The sequence below is a fragment of the Planococcus halotolerans genome, from assembly GCF_003289955.1.
Classification (GTDB): Bacteria; Bacillota; Bacilli; order Bacillales_A; family Planococcaceae; genus Planococcus; species Planococcus halotolerans.
This window is the reverse complement of sequence record NZ_QLZR01000007.1, coordinates 139726-160064: the sequence shown is the minus strand read 5'-3', so window position 1 is coordinate 160064 and position 20339 is coordinate 139726. Positions and strand designations below refer to the sequence as shown.

Sequence of the window (20339 nt, the reverse complement as noted above, 5' to 3'; positions counted from 1 at the left end):
GAAAACGACCCCCGCATGAGAGTCGCCTTTGCTATTCTTCGTTTTCGGTTTCTTCAATTTTACGGACTTCCAAGTATAGGATGTGATGGCCGTCAACATCCTTAATCTGAAACTCATAGCCCTGTTCAATAATCTTTTCTCCAGGGATGGCATCAAAATTCATGCTCATCATCCATCCGCCGATCGTATCGATATCCTCTTCGTTAATTTCAATATCCAGTATATCATTAATGCTTTCAATCAGCATCTTGGCACTGAAGATGTAATGGTCATCAGCAATTTTTTGTACTTCAGGGACTTCTTCCAAGTCGAATTCATCCTGGATATCGCCGACAATTTCTTCAATGATATCTTCAATTGTAACCAGCCCGGCCGTTCCGCCGTATTCGTCGCGTAAAATCGCCATGTGGATCCGTTCGCGCTGAATTTTCAGCAATAACTCGCTTAATGGCATTGAATCGATTACCTGGATGACCGGCAGCACAAAATTTTCAACAGCTTTATCCCCATTCAGCGGGTTCCGGATAAAGGCGGTCAATAGGTATTTCATATTAAGGACCCCAATTATATGGTCTCTGTCCCCGTCAATGACAGGATAACGGGTAAATTGTTCGATACCTGCTTTTTCGAAGACTTCTTTTAAGGTAAGGTCTTTTTCTATGATCTTCATTTCAGTCCGTGGAACCATTATTTCTTTCGCAATGCGTTCATCAAATTCAAAGATTTTATTGACGAAAGCATATTCGGAAGGATTGATTTCTCCTTTTTCCAGACTGTCTGCGAGAATGAGTTTCAAATCTTCCTCCGTATGGCCGATATCTGATTGTGAGACCTGGCTGACGCCGAACAAGCCGGCCACCAGTCTTGTCGTTTTATGATAAAACCAGAGGAGTATATACATTAGGTGATAGGCAACAATCAGCGGTTTGGCAGTAGCCAATGTAATTTGTTCAGCTTTGTGGATGGCGATGGTTTTCGGAACAAGTTCCCCGGCTATTGTCAAAGCCGTGAGAACGATGAAAAAAGCGATAAAGAAGGCCAGAACGCCTGCAATATTTTCCGGTATACCCAAACTTGCTGTTAAGGGAGTGATAACATCGATAACTGAGGCATGGCCAAGCCATCCCAGTCCCAGAACAGAAATCATGATTCCAATCTGGCAGGCGGATAAATAATCATCCACATTCGAAATGACCCGTTTGGCAGCAAGGGCATTGCGATTGCCTTCTTCGATCAGCTGGTCAATCCGGCTGCTGCGGACTTTCACGATAGCGTATTCGCTTGCCGAAAAAAAAGCGGATGCGATGATAAGCAAGATAAATACCGTCAATTGTATGGCTATATCCAAATAATTCCTTTGCTTCAGTCAATATTACTGAGTGAAACAAAGTTTGCACCTCCCGCGGAGAAATATAAAGTAATTTAATGATACGGGAAGGAAAATGAAAAAACAAATAATTCCGTCAATAAAATTTACATAGTCGTAATTTAATTCATATAAGCAATCAGTTATGCTTAAAGCTATAGTATTAAAAAAGGAGAGGCTCTGATGGCACAAAATAAGTATTTGGAAATCTTAAAAGCTTCGACCAAGCTGGGGTTGACTTCATTTGGTGGGCCGACTGCCCATCTGGGATATTTTAGGGATGAATATGTGGAAAAACGGAAATGGCTAGATGATAAAGCCTACGCCGATATCGTCGCATTATGCCAATTCCTGCCGGGGCCGGCGAGTTCGCAGGTCGGAATTTCAGTGGGAATGCTGAGAGGAGGAATCCTCGGTGGATTCCTTTCATGGTTTGGATTTACCATGCCTTCTGTCTTGATCCTTGCATTGTTCGCAATGTTCATTTCTGGGGCAGCCTTCGATACGGGCTGGATACAGGGATTGAAAATTGTGGCTGTTGCAGTTGTTGCCCATGCATTGCTCGGAATGGGGAAATCTTTGGTTCCGGATCGGCAAAGGGTTGCTATCGCCGTTTTATCAGCAGCGGCCATTTTACTTGTGCCGACAGCCTGGGCCCAAATTGGGGTCATCATCATAGCGGGGATTATCGGCTTTCTGATATACAAAAATGATAAAGCACCGGAAGCCGTCAAACTGGCACTTACTTTCGGCAAAAAAACGGGCATTGCTGCATGGACAATTTTCGCCGGATTATTGATTGGCTTGCCGTTATTGCGTCCCGTGATCGAATCCAGCTATTATGCGATCTTTGATATCTTTTACCGCGTTGGATCCATTGTTTTTGGCGGCGGTCATGTTGTCCTGCCGATGCTTGAACGGGAAGTAGTGCCGACATTCATGGACGCGGATACTTTCATTGCCGGATATGGTGCCGCACAAGCGGTACCTGGTCCGCTCTTTACGCTTTCCGCTTACCTCGGACAATTGATGGGCAGCGGCTGGGGCGTCTTGGTTGCGGTCTTCGCCATGTTTCTTCCGTCATTTTTACTGGTAATCGGTACATTGCCATTTTGGAGCATCATCCGGACAAAATCCGGGGTGCAAGCTGCATTAAAAGGGGTAAATGCCGCAGTGGTGGGAATCCTGCTTGCAGCACTTTATGATCCCGTGTTCACTTCAGCGATTCAGGGACCCGCTGACTTTGCCGTTGCGGTAATTGCATTTGCCATGTTAGTCTATTTTAAACTCGCCCCTTGGATTGTCGTTCTCATAACCGCGATCCTCGGAGCTGCAATGTATGCATTCCTATAAGACGAAAGGAAGATGACAATGGTGACTGCCAAGCAATTGGATGAGTTAGATCCGCTTAAGAATTTCAAAGATGAGTTTTATATGGAAGAAGGACAGGTCTATATGGACGGAAACTCACTCGGCTTGATGTCGAAGCGGGCTGAAGCGAAACTGATGGGTTTAATGGATAGCTGGAAAAGTTTCGGGATCGATGGATGGACAGAAGGTGAGAACCCCTGGTTTACTCTTGCTGAAGAAATGAGTGCACGTATTGCGCCGCTGGTGGGAGCAAAAGCGAATGAAGTAATGGTAACTGGTTCAATCACATCAAACATTCATCAGATGCTGTCGACTTTATTTCAGCCGACTTCTGAGAAATCAGTTATCCTGGTCGATGAATTGAATTTCCCTTCGGATATTTATGCGGTGGAAAGCCACCTTCGACTTCGCGGACTCAATCCGGCAACCGCCATGCGAAAAGTTGCGAGCCGGAATGGCTACACTTTGGAAACGGAAGATATTGTGGATCAGCTGACGGAAGATGTAGCAATCGTTCTTCTGCCATCCGTTCTCTATCGCAGCGGCCAGCTGCTGGCAATCCGGGAAATCACGGAGGCGGCACACGCGAAAGGAATTCTTGTCGGTTTCGATCTTGCTCATTCGATTGGTGCAATGCCGCATACCCTGCATGAAGACGGTGTTGACTTTGCGGTATGGTGCCATTATAAATACATGAATTCCGGGCCAGGCGGTACTGGAGGTCTTTATATCCATGAGCGCCATCATCAATTATTGCCTGGCAACGCCGGATGGTTCGGTTCAGATAAGGCAAAACAATTTGATATGGATCACCAATTCAGCAAAGCGGAAGGCGCAGGAGCCTACCAGATTGGCACACCAAATATCTTCAGCATGGCGCCGCTTCTTGGCAGCATCGAGATTTTTGAAGAAGCGGGAATATCCCGTATCCGTGAAAAATCGCTGCAATTAACTTCATTGCTGCGTGAACAACTAGCTTTAAACGTTCCTGAATTGGCCGATGTAACACCTCGGCCGGACAATGAACGGGGCGGGCATATTGCGCTGTCCCATCCGGAAGCCGCCAGAATCTGCAAAGCGCTGAAAGACGGAGGCGTCGTACCGGATTTCAGAGCCCCGAATATCATTCGGCTCGCGCCGGTCGCTTTATATACCTCTTTTGAAGATGTGGAGCGGACAGTTGAAACCCTAAAAAAAATTATGGCTGAAGAATTGTATAAGAATTACAGCAATGAAAGAAATGTGGTGGCCTAAGATGAAAGCAAAAGAGATTTATGATATTTCCATGGAATTGAATACAGATACTCCTGAATGGCCGGGAGACCGTCCATTCGAATATGCCCTTTCGGTTACAAAGGAACAAAGCGGTTCTGTGAATGTAGGGGAAATCAAGACGAGTACACATTTGGGCACCCATATCGATGCGCCTTTCCATTACGATGACAACGGTTTGACAATCGAAAAAATGCCGCTTGAAGTGTACCTCAGTACTGCGCAGGTTGTTGATGTGCAAGGGATGAAGAAAATAGACAGCAAAGATTTGCCAGAACCCGAAGAAGGGGTAACGGCTGTTTTATTGAAATCATGCAGTTGGAAAGACCGTACGAAGTTTCCGGAGTCATGGCCGGTATTCGGTGAGTCGATTGCTGAGTGGATGAAAGAGAAGGGGATTCGGCTGCTCGGCGTCGATGTTCCATCGGTCGACCAGGAAACCAGCAAGGAATTGCCGATGCATCAGGCTATGAATGTTAACGGCCGTTATATTCTTGAAGGCATTGTGCTGAATGATATTGATGCGGGCGTTTATCAGTTAGCGGCATTGCCGTTAAAGATCAAAGGTGCAGAAGGAAGTCCTGTCCGGGCAGTCCTCTATAAATGAACATAAAAATAAACCTTCACCTGTTTTTATCGGGTGAAGGTTTTTTACATGTAATCTGAACGAAAATAAGTTTCCATATTCTTTATATTCATTGCAATTTCATCACAAATCTCCTGGTATAATGCCCATTGTTCTGTTTCATCCAACGACCGAAGTTCCGGATTCCGGATATCCCATCGAAGCAATTTTTGAGCGGGCAAATCTGCAGGTATATCATCTTGTTCCAATTCACCGTCATGCATCGCGATTATCAAATCCGCTTCGCTGACTTCATCGTGATTATAGGATCTCGATTCAACCTCAGGCAGATCGAGAATGATTTCCTTCATGATTTCCATTGGAGTCTCACTGATTGAAGGCTGACTCCAAGCGGCGCTGCGAATTTCCCAGTCAGGGAGTTCGAGTCGATTTGCCCATATCTCAGCCATCAGTCCACGGTGCTGGTGTGAAGACAGAAAGTAGACAGTTTGCTTAGACATGGCTGTTCTCCTTCTTCCTTTGTTTCAAGTTTTCTTATACTTAGTAATGTTTACCCATTTCAATATGATGTAAACTAATATTTTTATGCCGGGAATAGCATGAAAATGGCTGCTGGAAGATATGGACAATGAGCAGTTATTTCACCACAAGAACTGAACAGGCTGCTTCTTTTAACAGCTTCTTACTGACAGAACCGACAAAAAACTTCTGCATTCCCGATTTTCCGCTATTGCCGACTACCAATAGATCAATTTTTTGTTCTTCGATGAATGCGGGAATGGTTTTTGAAGCATTGCCTTCCAATGCAAGTACTGTTGCTTCTACATTCTTTTCGTCCAATTGCTGCTGTATGGAGTTATGCATATGTTTCGAAAACTCGGATGGCCGTTCCAAACTTTCTTTAGGAACTCTGTTGCCGCTATTTTCACCGATACCGTAAGGCATGAATTGTGCGTACGTACTATCAACATTAGAAGATGCCACTGGAGCCGCCGCATCACCAGCACTCATAAACCCGACGCTGTCTTGCGTTTCCTCGTTAACATAAATGATTGATAACTGGAGATCCGGAAAATCCTGCTTCAATTCCACCGCTTTATCAAGTGCCAATTTACTGCCGTCTGAACCATCGTATGCAACTGCCAACTTTTTATACATTTTTTCACCCCGCTAAGTTTTACTCTTATTAAGAAAGTACCCGTATGACTGATAATAAAAACATTCGTTTGCCTTTCAACGGCCTTGAGCTGCAGGAAACAAATAAAAAAATGGAATATAGCGGAAGTTGATTTGTTGAATTAGACTTTCAAAAGTGAATATTCTCTTTTTTAAAAATAATGTTGACAATTCAAAAATGGCAATGGTACCCTTGAACTATCAAATTTGAAGGAATGGAGGTTTTGACGATGAAAAAAGTATTTGTAAACACTCAGCCCAATTTCATACTTACGTCAGGCCATCCTGTTTTTTGTCTTTGAATTTATTTCGTGACTAGAAGTTTCGGGACCGGTCTGAACACCTGTCCATTTTCCTGAGCGCATGCCGAGAAAAATTGGCATGCGCTTTTTTATGGTTAAGGGACGACTTTAACCGGATGAAAGAAGCTTGGAAAATGGCGATTGTCGGGGCTAATCGGACGCTTCCGCTTTTCTAATTAGTTTTATCCAGCATCTGCTGTTTAAATAATCGGCACTGGGGAACAGTTGCCAAATAAAAAACAAAGGAGAATATGGAAATGGAAAAAATCCAACAAAGAAAAATTATGATTAAAGAATCGCTGGAAGGCGATTAGCTGAAATCGGAAAAGAAAGAAGGAATTTTATATGTTTGATGTTTTATGGAAATTAAGATGGTTTTTTAAAGAAAACTGGATCCGCTATACGATAGCAGTCGGCTTATTGCTCATTGCAAATATCCTTGAAATCATCCCACCCTGGCTGATCGGGGTCGCAATTGATTCGATTGCCCAAAATGAGCTGACTTCAGAATTGCTGTGGCAATATATTCTCATACTTGCTGCCGCAATGATTCTTGCTTATCTGATCAATTTCGTCTGGCAGTATCAATTGTTCGGTGGTGCGTATGTAATTGAACGGCAGCTCCGTTCAAGCCTGATGGGCCATTTCCTGAAAATGACGCCAACGTTTTTTGAAAAGAACCGCACGGGTGATTTGATGGCCAGGTCCACAAATGATTTGCGGGCCATTTCGGAAACTGCAGGTTTCGGAATACTGACGCTTGTCGATTCAACCTTATATATGGGGACTATCATTATTGCAATGGGATTCCTCGTTTCGTGGGAATTGACTTTATTGGCATTGATCCCTCTGCCGATCCTGGCAATTGTCGTCCAGATTCTCGGGCGTAAAATTCATGAACGCTACACATTGGCGCAGGATGCCTTCGGCGACATGAATGATAGTGTACTGGAATCAGTCGGCGGTGTGCGGGTTGTTCGTGCCTATGTACAGGAACGTGCTTCCGAGCAGCAATTTGCTGAAATGACAGATGATGTCTATGAAAAGAATATGGCGGTTGAACGGATTGATGCGCTGTTTGCGCCAGTCACCAAAGTGCTGACGGCAATCAGTTATATGATCGGTCTTGGCTATGGTGCATTTCTTGTGGCAGAAGGGGTTATGACGCTAGGCGACCTTGTTGCATTCAACGTATACCTCGGTATGATTGTCTGGCCGATGTTTGCGATTGGCGAATTGATCAACATCCTTCAGCGGGGCAATGCATCACTGGACCGTGTCAATGAAACCCTGGATTATTTGGAAGACGTTGTCGATCCGGAAAAACCGGCATATGCGGATAAACCTGAAAATATCGGGTTCCGCGATTTCAGTTTCACATATCCGCAATCGAGTTCCATCAATCTGCAGGGCATCAATTTATCGATGAACAGTGGACAGACACTCGGAATTGTGGGTAAAACCGGTAGCGGAAAAACAACTTTCGTTAAGCAATTGATGAGAGAATATCCAGCCGGGCAAGGATCGATTATGCTGAATGGCATCGAACTGCAGGATTTGACGAAAGACCAATTGCGTGGATGGATTGGTTATGTGCCACAGGATCACGTGCTGTTTTCACGTACAATTCGCGCTAATATCCTATTTGGGAAATCGGATGCAACAGAAGAAGATATTGCAGAAGCAATTCAGCTTTCCCATTTCACGAAAGATTTGGAGATGCTTCCGAATGGGCTTGATACTCTGGTGGGAGAAAAAGGGGTCGCATTATCAGGCGGCCAAAAACAGCGGATCTCAATTGCGAGAGCGCTTATTAAAAACCCTGAGATACTGATTCTTGATGATTCCCTGTCGGCGGTAGATGCGAAGACAGAAGCGAGGATCATCGAAAATATCCAGGCTGAACGTTCCGGGAAAACGACAATCATCACAACGCACCGACTGTCAGCAGTCCAACATGCGGACTGGATTGTCGTCCTTGATGACGGTGTTGTCATCGAAGAAGGAACACATGACGATTTGCTGAAGAAAAATGGATGGTATAACGAACAATTCCTCCGTCAGCAGATTGAGGAGGTGTAAGAATGACTACAGGAAAAAGATTAGTACAATATGCAATGAATTTTAAGAGTGTAGTGATAGTCGGACTAATTTTTCTTGCGATTGCAGTTGCAGCCGACCTGGCGACACCGCTTATTGCCAAGGAAATTATCGACAATCATATCGCCACATCCGGAGAGACAATCGATTTTGAGCCGATCGCCTACCTGTTGGCTCTGTTTTTTGCACTCGGGATAGTAACAGCAGTTTTCCGCTATCTGCAATATATCCTGTTACAGAAAGGTGCCAATAAAATCATCCGGAAAATGCGGAATGATGTTTTTGAGCACGTGCAACGATTGCCGATCCGGTACTTTGATAACCTGCCTGCAGGTAAAGTTGTTGCCCGGATAACAAATGATACAGAAGCAATCAGGGAACTGTTTGTTACCGTGCTGTCGCAGTTTGCAACCAGTTTCATGTATATGGCCGGTATTTACGCGGCCCTGTTCTATCTGGATTGGCGGATGGCGCTCATCACATTTGTCATTGTGCCGCTGTTATATGTCTGGATGCTTGTCTACCGGAAATATGCTGCGAAATATAATCATGTGGTCCGCGAAAAAGTCAGTGACATGAATGCGATGATCAATGAGTCGATCCAAGGCATGACTATCATCCAGGCTTTCAGGCGGGAAAAGCAGATGAAAGAAGAATTCGAGACAATGAACGATGTGCATTTCAAATTCCAGCAGAAATTGCTCATTCTTGAAGCCGCAGCCTCACATAATATGGTAGGGGTTTTGCGTTCCATGGTTTTCATTGCCTTCATCTGGTATTTCGGCGGAGCCACAATGTCGGGCAATGAAGTTGTAACCGTTGGTGTGCTTTATGCATTCGTCGATTACATCATCCGCCTTTTCAATCCGATCAGCGGCATCGTCAACCAGTTCGCGAAACTGGAACAGGCATTGGTTGCTGCTGAGCGGGTGTTCCGCCTGCTCGACCGCAGCGGGGAAGATGTCAGCGATGAGAAAATTGCGAGATACCGCGGCAATGTCCGCTTTGAGGATGTCTGGTTCGCTTATAAAGAAGAAGAGTATGTATTGAAGGATCTGACATTTGAAGCGAAGCAAGGGGAAACGGTGGCGCTGGTAGGCCACACCGGTTCAGGCAAAAGCTCCATCATGAACTTGCTGTTCCGTTTCTATGACGTTTCCAAAGGCAGTATTACAATCGATGGCATCAACATCAATGATATGTCGAGGCAGGCTGTCCGGGAACATATGGGAATTGTGTTGCAGGACCCGTATCTATTCTCCGGCACAATCGAATCGAATATCACGCTCGACGATAAGCGGATCACCCGCGAACGCGCCATCAAAGCACTGGAAGAAGTGGGCGGCGAACGGGTGCTGAAGCATTTGCCGAATGGCATCGATGAACCCGTTGTCGAAAAAGGCAGTACGCTGTCTTCCGGCCAGCGCCAATTGGTGTCTTTCGCACGCGCTTTGGCTTTTGATCCGGCCATATTGATACTGGACGAAGCCACGTCGAACATTGATACCGAAACGGAAGAAATAATCCAGCATGCGATGGAAGTGCTGAAAAAAGGAAGAACCACTTTCATCATTGCACACAGATTATCTACTATTAAAAATGCGGATCGCATCCTTGTGCTCGACCGCGGTGAAATTGCAGAGGCCGGTTCACACGATGAACTGATGAAACTCGGCGGCACCTATTACCAGATGTATCAGATCCAATCAGGAATGTCTTCTGCCCAGAAAATCGGGTAAGGGGACATTCCCTTTTTTATTCGCGGCTGTATCTGAAATGCTATTACTATTAAATTTACAATGCTTTACTTTATAATGAAGGAACGGATGAAAAAAAGCGCTGGAACTTTCCAGCGCTTTAATCGTATACATGAAAGAGCATCAGCTCATGAATCATCTTTTTGACTGCCTCTTCATCGTCGGGCTGTCGATTTCCCCAAGTAATGGTGCCGTCCGGGTGGTATTCTCCTGTGATGCGCTCATTCTTGTAAAAAAATGAGATGTTCCAGCCGGGAAGCTGCCGGTTTTCGAACATTGGTGTAAATTTAAAATGCTGCAGCATACAAATCCTCCTTTGCCTGTCGCTTTCATTATATAGGCAGGAAACAGGATTGACAAAGAAGAAAAAGAAATGAGTGACGAAATTGAATATCTTCCTTACATTAATTTTTATGGCGTTCATCGGTGCACTGATCGGTGGCGTGACCAATCATATTGCCATTAAAATGCTTTTTTGGCCTTATGAAGCAAAATATATAGGGGATTTCCGCATTCCTTTCACGCCAGGTCTCATACCAAAGAGGCGGGATGAACTTTCAACCCAGCTTGGACGTACCGTGGTGGAGCATCTTCTTACTCCAGAAACATTCAAAAAGCGTTTTTTCAATGAAGAAATGCGCGTGAAGACAGAAAAATGGATTCAACGCCAATTGGCTAAACATGTATTTGAATCTCCGAAAACTTTTAAAAACTGGCTGGATGCAGCTGGCCAAAAAAATGTAGAAACAAAAATTGAGCGGAAAATCGACAGGCTGGTGGAGCGCCAATACGATTCCCTGCTTTCTTATATTGATGGCAAGACGATCCGTGAATTGATGCCGGAAGCCTGGAAAGATGAAGCGGAAGTGAAAATGATCCAGTCCGTGAAATACGGTATTGATAGAGGTTCCGATTATTTCGAATCAGTGGAAGGCAGACGTGCCATCAAAACCTTGCTTGATGAATTTTTGGCTTCGCGCGGCAGAATCGGCAATATGCTGCATTCGATACTCGGTGAATCCCGGCCGCTAGTGGACCGGATTCAGCCGGAAATCATCAAATTCCTTAATTCACCGAAAACATTTGAATTACTGGTTTCAATCGCTTATGCGGAATGGGATAAATTGCAGGATCGCCGCGTTGATGCCTTGCTTGGTGAATTCGACTTTAATCCAGCCCTTGAAGCGGTGAAACAATACGTGCGGGAATCCGCCAATATTGAAGGGCGTTTAAACACGACACTTGCACAGTCCTGGCCGGGAGGGTTAGAATGGACAAGTGAAAACTTTACTCCGCTTGTCACCGATTTCATTTTCGAGCAAGGGGAGTATAAATTGGAAGAGACCATACAGAAGATCAACATTGAAAGTATGGTGAAAGAGCAAGTGGATTCTCTGCCGCTGAGCCGTCTGGAAGAATTGGTTCTGGGGATTTCACGGAGGGAATTCAAGATGATCACAGTGCTCGGCGCATTTATCGGGGGAGCTGTTGGTATTCTCCAGGGAGTGTTAGTCTCAGTACTGAATATATTGTAGAGGAGAATCATAATGGCAGTTAACATTTATGACGACATCAACAAATTGGAAAGCACTTTCCGTTCGACAGAGGAATTTCAGAAACTTGAAGCAGCTGTGGAAAATGTGAAATCAGACGATGAGGCAAATGAATTATTCAAGAGCTTCCGCGATCTTCAAATCTCGTTGCAGCAGAAACAGCAGCAAGGCGAAGAAATCAGTGAAGAAGAAATGATGGGTGCGCAAACTACAGCTCAGGCTGCTCAGCAAAACGAGAAAATTCTTGCTATGCTGGAAGCTGAAATGGGTCTTAGCCAAATGATCGAAGAAGTTAACCGCGTATTGATCAAACCTGTACAATCTTTATACGAAAGCATGTAATCAAAAATTCTCTCTTCTAAAATAGAGGGATTTGGAAAAAGACACCGAATAAGTAAAGATGAATGACAATTCATTTTTACGAAAGGGTGTCTTTTTTCTATGTATGAAACAATCAGATTGGAAAAACAAGGCCGCGTTGGCCATGTGGTGTTAAACCGTCCAAATTCCATGAATGCTATGAACGGGCAAATGATGAAGGAGTTGGCGGAATGCTTTGAATCGCTGCATAACGACAACACACTCCATGTTGTAAAAATTTACGGAGCAGGCCGGGCATTTTCTGCTGGAGGCGATATCAAAGAAATGATGGATCCAAACAATCCAATGGATATTGAATTGGTCATGAAAGATGTAAGCAGGCTGTCAAAAGCTCTGTACACGCTTCCTCAAGTAACGATTGCTGTTATCCACGGTGCCTCAGCAGGCCTCGGTTTCTCAATGGCTCTTGCTTGCGATCATGTAATCGCTGAAGAGAACAGCAAGCTGGCGATGAATTTCATTGGAATCGGCCTAGTGCCTGATGGCGGAGGTCATTTCTTCATGAAAGAACGCGTTGGCGTGCCGAAAGCGAAGGAAATCATCTGGGCCGGTCAAACTTTGAAAGCCCATGATGCGCTGGCGAAAGGGCTGCTTGAAGAAGTGACGGCGGAAGGACGTGCCATGGAGCACGCGGAAAATTACGCAAACGAAGTTCTGAGTTCTCCTGTTCTGGCAAAACTTGCCTCGAAGAATATACTTCATACCCTGAAGCTGCCGGAACTTGAACAGGTACTGGAAATGGAAGCGTCCGCTCAATCGGCGATGCGCAAATCGAAGGATCATCTCGAAGGAATTCAGGCTTTCGTCCAAAAACGCAAACCGGAATTTGTTGGAGAATAAAACGAAGAAAAGGTGTCCCGTCATATGACAGGGCACCTTTTTCAATAGGTTTATGAATGGAACAGCAATAATTTGCCGGCTGGCGAAGCGAGGCGGTGGGTCTGGTTTTCAAGGTCTTTTTCCTTCAGGATTTCCCGCCCTTTGTCTCTTGCCTGTTCATCGTTTTCAGCTGTGAAAGTCTCTTCAGTGATCAACTTTCCGGTCTGTTCGAAAGCAGTTAATTTATAAGTTCTCATCATAGATCAATCCTTTCTGAATCACTATTCAGTTTCAGTATAAAGGGTTTTCGGGGAAATGTCCTGCAATTATTTGAAACATTTCAGGACAATTGCCGTATACATACTATACATATACAAAGGAGGATTTAAAATGGCATTGTCTGTTGAACACGCAACAAAAAAGTTCGGTGATTTTACCGCAGTCGACAATCTGTCATTAAGTGTCGAAGAAGGTCAGATGCATGGCTTCCTGGGTGCAAATGGAGCTGGCAAGACGACTACATTCCGCATGATACTCGGTTTATTGGATCCTACCCACGGCAAGGTTTCCTGGAATGGCAAACCGATTACTTACGAGTCAAGCCCTTTTATCGGATATTTGCCGGAGGAGCGGGGATTGTATCCGAAAATGAAAGTTGAGGATCAATTGATTTACCTGGCGCAGCTCCGCAAAATGTCTAAAGAGGACGCGAAAAAAGAAACTGCTGCTTGGCTTGAGCGTTTTGAAGTTCCTCATTACGCAGGCAAAAAAGTGGAAGAGCTATCGAAGGGTAATCAGCAGAAAATCCAATTGATCGCTTCATTGGTACATAAACCTTCGCTGATTATTCTTGATGAACCATTTTCCGGCCTCGACCCAGTAAATGTCGGGATGCTCAAAAGTGCTATATTAGATGTTCAAAAACAAGGCGCAACCATTGTATTCTCGAGCCACCGGATGGATCATGTAGAGGAATTATGTGACGACATGAGTATCCTTGACCACGGTAAAGTGGTCGTCAGCGGATCTATCAGAGAAGTGAAACGGAATTTCGGCAAGCAGAATGTACGCCTTAAAATGGATAAAGAGTTAACAGCGCTCAGCCAATTGCCTGGCGTGGAGAAGTATACCGGCACCATTGACGGTGCAGTTCTTCAGATAACAGATGAATCGACTGCAGAGTTAATTCTTGCGGAAGCGATGAAGCTGGGACAGCTGCGCCACTTTTCCATTGAAGAGCCATCACTTGAGGAAATCTTTATTGCAAAGGTGGGCAAAGCATATGCATAGTTTTTGGATCATCTTTAAACAGGCGTTTATGATGAAAGCACGCACAAAGTCCTTCATCATTACGACCATCATAGTGGCTGCAGCCTTTTTCCTGCTGGCGAATTTGCCGAATATCATCGAATCCTTTGGGGACGATGAGGAAGGACAGGTTCTCCATGTCATCGATGAAAGCGGCGAACTGGTACCGCAACTGCAAGCGCAGCTCGAGCAATCACAAAGCGATATTCAAGCTATGCCGACCGAAATGTCCGAAGAAGAATTGCAGCAGGGCATAACAGAAGGTACGATTGAATCGTATTTGGTAATTGAAGAAGGCGACACATTATCAGCCCGTTATGTCTCTGAATCAGCAAATGAAATGGGAGCGGGCTCTGATGTGGAAAATGCTGTACAGGCGATTCAGACTGCCCAGACAGCTGAGAGGCTCGGCTTAAGCGGAACGGAAGTCGGAGAGCTGTTCATGCCGGCTGAATTTGAGCGGGAAGCGGTTTCCGACAGTTCCAAAACGGAAGAAGAGCTGAGCCAGGCAAGAGGGCTTGTCTATGTATTGATCCTGCTGATTTATGTGGCGGTCATTTATTATCCGAATATGATTGCCATGGAAGTGGCCAATGAGAAATCTTCACGAGTGATGGAAATTCTGATTTCCAGTGTGTCGCCGGTCAAGCATATGTTTGCGAAGATAGCGGGGATCGGCACACTTGGAATTGTGCAGATGATGATTTTTGGAATCGCGGGATACTTTGCCTTTAAAACATCCGGTTCCGATATGGCAGAAGGATTTTTTAGCGTCATGGGCTTCTCTGAGATTAAAGTGAGCACATTCCTGTTTGCTGTTCTTTTCTTCCTGCTGGGCTACTTCCTTTACGCAGTTCTAGCAGCATTGCTCGGCTCGCTGGTGAGCAGAACTGAGGACGTACAGCAATTGATGCTGCCGATGATGTTCCTGATCATTATTTCATCGTTCATCGCATTTTCCGGAATCGGTATGCCTGAAGCAAACTATGTCACCGTTTCTTCATTCATCCCATTCTTCGCACCGCTCGTAATGTTCCTGCGGGTGGGGATGCTCGACATCCCTTTGTGGGAACCGTTGCTGTCAATCGCCATCATGCTCCTTACAATCGGTGTGCTCGGCTGGTTCGGTGCCCGCGTATACCGAGGCGGCGTGTTGATGTACGGTTCCTCACAGTCCCTGAAAGATATAGGTAAAGCAATTCGTCTTGGCAATAAAAAATAGGGGACTAACCTACAAAAGCTGTTTGTGGAGAGTTTTCCGCAAACAGTTTTTTTTATGGGGTGGTCATGGTAAAATTAGAACAAATATTCGCTTTCGGAAAAGAGGGGAAAGTATGGCGCCGATCCGCTTCATACATACAGCAGATTTACATTTAGGAAGCCCGTTCACCGGTATTTCCGGCCTTGCAGCAGAACAGAGGAAAAAATTTGCAGATACCGTTTACCAGGCTTTTGACACACTAATCGATTACGCGGTAAGAGAGAAGCCGGATTTTATGCTGATAGCCGGGGACATTTATGACGGTGAAGACAGGACACTTCGCGCGCAGTATAAATTCCAAAAAGGAATGGAGCGTCTTAACCTTGCCGGAATTCCTGTGATTATAAGCCATGGCAACCATGACCATCTCGGGGGCGGTTGGGCCCGTTTTGAATTGCCTGGAAATGTCCATGTATTTGACGACCAGGTTGCGAGCCACAGTTTCACTGTATCCGGCAATAAAGTAACTGTGACGGGTTTCAGTTACGGTGAACGCCATGTAAAAACAGCGAAAATTCTTGAGTTCCCACAGGCCGACGAATCGTCTGACTACCATATCGGCATGCTTCACGGCAGTATGGATGGCGATGCCAGCCATGCTGTTTATGCGCCTTTTAAAAAAGAGCAGCTGCTCAGCAAAAATTACCATTATTGGGCTTTGGGACATATTCATCTTCGCCAGGTACTCCATGAGGATCCCTGCATCGTCTACCCTGGAAATATACAGGGCAGGCACCGGAAGGAAACGGGACCGAAAGGATTTTATGATGTGCGTCTGGAGAATGCCGGCACCAGCATGGAATTTATCCAAACATCTGCTGTCTGCTTCGATTCGCTCAAGATTTCCTGCAGCGGCATCCTGCACATGAATGAATTGATTGATGCCTGCATAGCAGAGGCGGAACAATATACATCAGAAAATAATGCAGTCATGGCTGTGCTTCATCTGACCGATCAGGATGAGCATTCAGCTGAACTTTTGGAAGGGGTTCCGGAAGCTGTTTTATTGGAAGCGATACAGGAGGCAATTGAGTCCAGTTCTGCTGAAGCTTGGATCAGCAATATTGTTGTGGAAGATGCCTATAGGGAAAACCGGGTTTCGGCTATTGGAGAAAAGATTTCCGCGACGATGTCGGAATGGGATCTAACCGATTGGAAATGGGTCCTGAAGGATCTCTACCAGCATCCAAAAGCAAGCAGATACTTGGATCCTTTGACAAACGAGGCTATAGAGGAAATAGCAGCAGATGCAATCCCGAAAATCCACAAAGCTATGAGAGCAGGTGAGTAAAGGGATGAAAATTGAGAAAATGATCGTCTACGGCTTCGGCAAGCACGAAGATCTGACACTAGATATCCATGAAGAATTAGCGGTTTTCTATGGCAATAACGAAGCGGGAAAAACGACTATCCAACAATTCATCATTCAAATTCTTTTTGGCTTTCCGTCACGTAACCAAGCTGGAAACCGTTATGAACCGAAAATGGGCGGAAGATATGGGGGCCAGCTCCACTTGGATGACGCGCAGTTTGGGAAAGTGGTAATCGAACGGATAAAAGGGAAGGCGGCCGGTGACGTTACCGTTTATTTTGAAGACGGTTCGCGCGGGACAGAAACCGAACTGAAAACGATTCTGCGCGATTATGACCGTTCTTCATTTGAAGCGATATTTTCATTTTCAATCCATGAACTGCAGGGCCTGGATAAAATGACGGAAGAACAATTGAGCCGCACATTGCTTGCTTCGGGCACTACTGGAGTTGACTCTATCACCCAAATGGAAACTGAACTTGAAAAGGATATGGGGAATCTATTCAAGAAAGGCGGCCGTAATCCACAGCTGAACCTTTTGATCGAGCAGCTCCGGAACGATGAGAAGGCGTTGAAAGAGCACCGGGAACAGGCAGATTTATATGGGCCTTATCTTGAAAAACTGAATCTTTTGAACAAGCGGCTTGAAGAAATTTCAGCTAGGGAGAACGCCATTTCCGAAATGCTTTCGGAAGCTGCCAGAAAGCAGCAGGCAGCTCCATTAATGCAGCAGAAGAAAAAAGTGGAAGAGCAACTGGGGAACATCCACGTCCAATCTTTTCCTGCTGATGGCAGCCGCCGAATGGAACGGTTGGCTGAACGAATGTCAGCGGCCTTGGCTAAAAAGAAACATTCAGAGCACGAGCTTGCTGTTTTGCCTGAAACTTCAATTATTGAAAAGAACGGTGATGCAATAGCGGAATTGCTTGAAAAAGAATCCGAATGGCTGCGGCTTCTTTCTCGGTCCAGGGATCTGGATGACGAATCAGGCAAGTTGGAAGAAGAGCTTGGCCGTCAGCTGGGGTTGATCGGAATGGGACTTGATGAGGCATTGAAGTTTGATGTTTCGCTCGTCAATGAGGAAAAGCTTTTAAAATTAGCCGAGCGGGCGAACAAGGAAGAAGAAGACAGCCGCTTCCATGACCGGGAACTTCAGGATGAAAAAAAGAAATTGATCGAAGCCGAGAAAGAGATGTCTTATCTTGAAAGCGCTGCTCCAACTGAAGAACAACAGGACGCTGCAGCAAAATGGCCGGAAAACTCACTCAAACTTGCTGAAGCCAAAGCATTGAAACGCATGAAAAAAGACCCGGTTAATCATTTCTTTTCCTATATGCTCATCGCACTGGCTGTTGCGGGTGTACTGACGGGCCTTTTACAATCAGATATGCTGATTGTTGCCATAGCTGCTGCAGCGGCTCTGGGTGGACTGTGGATGCTGTGGAAAGCCACCAGTAAAAATGGTTCTTTTGAAGACATGGACGATGTCATCAAACGTTTCAGTGGAAAAGAAGCTGAAATGGAAATGCTTCAGCGTAAAATAGCGGAGCATAACCGTAAAGTTGAAGAAACGCTGCGGGACATAGCCAGATCAGATAAAAGAATTGATGAACTAATGAATGAACTCAATCATAAACCAGCTAAGAGTGAGTTTGATGCCTATCTTGAGAATCTTGGAATTACTTCATCAGCGAGCAGCTCTACTGTAATCGAGTTATTCAAAACGATCAGGAAAGTGCAGGAAATTCATGGGAAACTGAACAGAACTCAAGAATCCCTGGATCAAATCAAATATGAAGAAGGCAAATGGCTGGAAAAAGCGGCAGCCGAAACAGGAAAAAATATACAGCCTGGTGATCTGTACATAATACTCCGGGCAGAAGCTAATAAATTGAATGAGTTGAAGGAGGAAAACCGGCGGATAGCCGATAAAAGAGAAGTTTTGACTGCGGAATTGCAGCAGCAGTCCAGTTATATAGCTGAATTGGATTTGGAAAAAACCAGCTTGCTTGAGGAATGCGGGGCTGCGGATGTCGAAGAGTTCCACCAGTTTCATCTTGAATGGTTACGAAAAAAAGAGCTGCAGCAGGAGCTGGAACTCGTTGTGAATCAGCTGGAAGCGATCGGATCAATTGACCAGCGACCAGATGAAAGTGATGTTTCCTTAAAAGAGCACATCAGCAATCTGGAAGATGAATACACCTTATTAAAAAACGAGCGCAACCAAACTATGAACGAAAGAGCGGAACTGCAGCAGCGGGTAAATCATCTGCTTACGGATGAAGCATATGAGGTGAAGCTCCAGAATTATGAAGAAAAAAAGGAGCAGTTCAACGAGCTGGCACGTCGATGGTCAGTAGACAAAGCAATCATAGAAGCAATCCGCAGCACGATGGCCGAACTGAAAGAGAAATCATTGCCTGCCGTCCTCTCTAAAGCTTGTGAATACTTTCAGCGTTTAACCGGAGATTCCTATACGGGAATGGAAATAAACCCGGATGGCCATTTTGAAGCGATCCGAAAGGACAATATCCGTTTTCGCATCGCGGAATTAAGTCAGGCTACAAAAGAGCAGGCTTATTTGGCATTGCGGCTGAGTCTGGCTGTTTCAATGCAAAAGAGCCATCCTTTCCCAATTATCATGGATGATCCGTTTGTCCATTTTGATCGCCTGCGGCTTCAGCAAGTGATAAACTTGATAAAAGAGCTGCAAACGGACCATCAGTTCATTTATTTTACTTGCCACGAAGACATGTGCAGGGCTTGGCCTGAAGCGCAAGTAATCGATGTGGCCAACACTGGAAGGAGTGTATATTTATGAAAAAAGGCATCACCCAACGGGCGGTTGGAGAAACGATAGATGAATTCCTTTTGATCAAGCAATCGGTAAAAGGGGTGACCACAACGGGTAATCCGTTCATGTCACTGGTCTTGCAGGACAAAAGTGGAGACATTGAAGCGAAGTTATGGGATACCAAAGATGAGCATGAAAAGCTTTTTGCTGCAGAAACGATTGTGCGGGTAGGCGGGGAAATCCATAATTACCGCGGAAAGAACCAATTGCGCATCAAGAGCATACGGCCGGCAAAGCCGGAAGAAAATCAGTCAATAGGCGATTTGCTTCCCGCTTCCGAAAAAAGCACGGAGCAGCTTTTCGAGGAAATCATGCAATATCTTTTCGAAATGGAAAATCCGCAGATTCAACGGATCACACGCCATATCCTGAAGAAACATCAGCAAAGCGTATTGACCTTTCCGGCAGCAACCCGCAATCACCATGACTACGTATCCGGATTGGCCGATCATGTAGTTTCCATGCTGCGTTTAGGCAAATCGCTGCTCGGTATTTATCCGTCGTTGAATAAAGACCTCTTGTATGCTGGAATCATCCTGCATGATATCGGTAAAGTGTTTGAACTTTCCGGACCGATTGCCACTACTTATACGGTGGAAGGCAATCTATTGGGCCATATCTCGATAATGGTGACGGAGATTTCAAAAACAGCGGAAGAACTGGAGATTGAAGGGGAAGAAGTGATGCTTCTTCAACATATGGTGCTATCTCACCATGGCAAAGAAGAGTGGGGAAGCCCGAAACGCCCGATGATCAAAGAAGCCGAGATGCTTCATTATATTGATAATATCGACGCTAAAATGATGATGCTGGACCGGGCACTCGAAAAAACAAAACCCGGCGAATTTTCCGAAAGGCTATTCCCATTGGAAAACCGTTCATTCTACAAACCAAAAATATAATAGAATAAAAATCAGCAAG

18 protein-coding genes are annotated in these 20339 nt (G+C 45.1%); 13 read left to right on the top strand and 5 right to left on the bottom strand.

Features of this window, described 5'->3' with window-relative positions; translation table 11 throughout:
- Positions 1 to 31: 31 nt before the first annotated feature.
- Positions 32 to 1330, bottom strand: coding sequence for a hemolysin family protein (locus DP120_RS15310; protein WP_112224567.1), 1299 nt, complete (start codon positions 1328 to 1330; stop codon positions 32 to 34).
- 219 nt (positions 1331 to 1549) lie between these two features.
- Here DP120_RS15310 and chrA point away from each other — a divergent pair, with 219 nt between their 5' ends.
- The 3 genes from chrA to DP120_RS15295 are packed head-to-tail and all read left to right on the top strand — an operon-like array spanning position 1550 to position 4616.
- Positions 1550 to 2719, top strand: a complete 1170-nt coding sequence (chrA, locus tag DP120_RS15305; protein WP_205854555.1) for a chromate efflux transporter — start codon at positions 1550 to 1552, stop codon at positions 2717 to 2719.
- A 12-nt stretch (positions 2720 to 2731) separates the two neighbouring features.
- Entirely contained in the window at positions 2732 to 3991 is a 1260-nt protein-coding gene (kynU, locus tag DP120_RS15300; RefSeq protein WP_420812453.1) for a kynureninase, read from the top strand.
- 1 nt (position 3992) lies between these two features.
- Entirely contained in the window at positions 3993 to 4616 is a 624-nt protein-coding gene (locus DP120_RS15295) for a cyclase family protein (protein ID WP_112224536.1), read from the top strand.
- Between the two features lie 44 nt (positions 4617 to 4660).
- Here DP120_RS15295 and DP120_RS15290 read toward each other — a convergent pair whose 3' ends face one another.
- Both DP120_RS15290 and DP120_RS15285 read right to left on the bottom strand, forming a co-directional pair.
- Positions 4661 to 5095, bottom strand: coding sequence for an arsenate-mycothiol transferase ArsC (locus DP120_RS15290; RefSeq protein WP_112224535.1), 435 nt, complete (start codon positions 5093 to 5095; stop codon positions 4661 to 4663).
- A 136-nt stretch (positions 5096 to 5231) separates the two neighbouring features.
- Positions 5232 to 5753, bottom strand: coding sequence for a universal stress protein (locus tag DP120_RS15285; protein ID WP_112224534.1), 522 nt, complete (start codon positions 5751 to 5753; stop codon positions 5232 to 5234).
- A 665-nt stretch (positions 5754 to 6418) separates the two neighbouring features.
- Here DP120_RS15285 and DP120_RS15280 point away from each other — a divergent pair.
- Positions 6419 to 8155 (top strand): ABC transporter ATP-binding protein, encoded by a 1737-nt coding sequence (locus tag DP120_RS15280; protein ID WP_112224533.1) that lies wholly within the window; start codon positions 6419 to 6421, stop codon positions 8153 to 8155.
- Positions 8156 to 8157: 2 nt separating this feature from the next.
- Positions 8158 to 9912, top strand: coding sequence for an ABC transporter ATP-binding protein (locus DP120_RS15275; RefSeq protein WP_112224532.1), 1755 nt, complete (start codon positions 8158 to 8160; stop codon positions 9910 to 9912).
- Between the two features lie 118 nt (positions 9913 to 10030).
- On the opposite strand, the gene DP120_RS15270 is transcribed toward DP120_RS15275, so the two are convergent.
- Complete coding sequence (locus tag DP120_RS15270; protein WP_112224531.1) at positions 10031 to 10234, bottom strand: YheE family protein; 204 nt, start codon at positions 10232 to 10234, stop codon at positions 10031 to 10033.
- 82 nt (positions 10235 to 10316) lie between these two features.
- Here DP120_RS15270 and DP120_RS15265 point away from each other — a divergent pair, with 82 nt between their 5' ends.
- The 3 genes from DP120_RS15265 to DP120_RS15255 all read left to right on the top strand — a co-directional run bounded on the left by DP120_RS15265 (position 10317) and on the right by DP120_RS15255 (position 12704).
- Positions 10317 to 11465 (top strand): DUF445 domain-containing protein, encoded by a 1149-nt coding sequence (locus DP120_RS15265; protein WP_233786251.1) that lies wholly within the window; start codon positions 10317 to 10319, stop codon positions 11463 to 11465.
- A gap of 12 nt (positions 11466 to 11477) precedes the next feature.
- Positions 11478 to 11825, top strand: coding sequence for a YlbF family regulator (locus DP120_RS15260; RefSeq protein ID WP_112224530.1), 348 nt, complete (start codon positions 11478 to 11480; stop codon positions 11823 to 11825).
- A 99-nt stretch (positions 11826 to 11924) separates the two neighbouring features.
- Positions 11925 to 12704: an enoyl-CoA hydratase gene (locus DP120_RS15255; RefSeq protein ID WP_112224529.1), complete on the top strand. Its 780-nt coding sequence runs from the start codon at positions 11925 to 11927 to the stop codon at positions 12702 to 12704.
- 50 nt (positions 12705 to 12754) lie between these two features.
- Here the strand turns inward: DP120_RS15255 and DP120_RS15250 are convergent, their stop codons facing one another.
- Positions 12755 to 12940, bottom strand: a complete 186-nt coding sequence (locus tag DP120_RS15250) for a YhzD family protein (protein WP_112224528.1) — start codon at positions 12938 to 12940, stop codon at positions 12755 to 12757.
- 133 nt (positions 12941 to 13073) lie between these two features.
- Here DP120_RS15250 and DP120_RS15245 point away from each other — a divergent pair, with 133 nt between their 5' ends.
- The 5 genes from DP120_RS15245 (at position 13074) to yhaM (ending at position 20320) form a co-directional block, all read left to right on the top strand.
- Positions 13074 to 13973, top strand: coding sequence for an ABC transporter ATP-binding protein (locus DP120_RS15245; RefSeq protein ID WP_112224527.1), 900 nt, complete (start codon positions 13074 to 13076; stop codon positions 13971 to 13973).
- Complete coding sequence (locus tag DP120_RS15240) at positions 13966 to 15213, top strand: ABC transporter permease (protein ID WP_112224526.1); 1248 nt, start codon at positions 13966 to 13968, stop codon at positions 15211 to 15213. The genes DP120_RS15245 and DP120_RS15240 overlap by 8 nt, the downstream gene beginning before the upstream one ends.
- A 112-nt stretch (positions 15214 to 15325) precedes the next feature.
- Entirely contained in the window at positions 15326 to 16543 is a 1218-nt protein-coding gene (locus DP120_RS15235) for a metallophosphoesterase family protein (protein WP_112224525.1), read from the top strand.
- A gap of 4 nt (positions 16544 to 16547) precedes the next feature.
- Positions 16548 to 19385 carry an ATP-binding protein gene (locus tag DP120_RS15230; RefSeq protein WP_112224524.1) on the top strand — a complete coding sequence of 946 codons (2838 nt, stop codon included), beginning with the start codon at positions 16548 to 16550 and terminating at the stop codon, positions 19383 to 19385.
- Positions 19382 to 20320, top strand: a complete 939-nt coding sequence (gene yhaM / locus DP120_RS15225; protein WP_112224523.1) for a 3'-5' exoribonuclease YhaM — start codon at positions 19382 to 19384, stop codon at positions 20318 to 20320. Before DP120_RS15230 ends, yhaM begins: the two co-directional genes overlap by 4 nt.
- Positions 20321 to 20339: the final 19 nt, after the last annotated feature.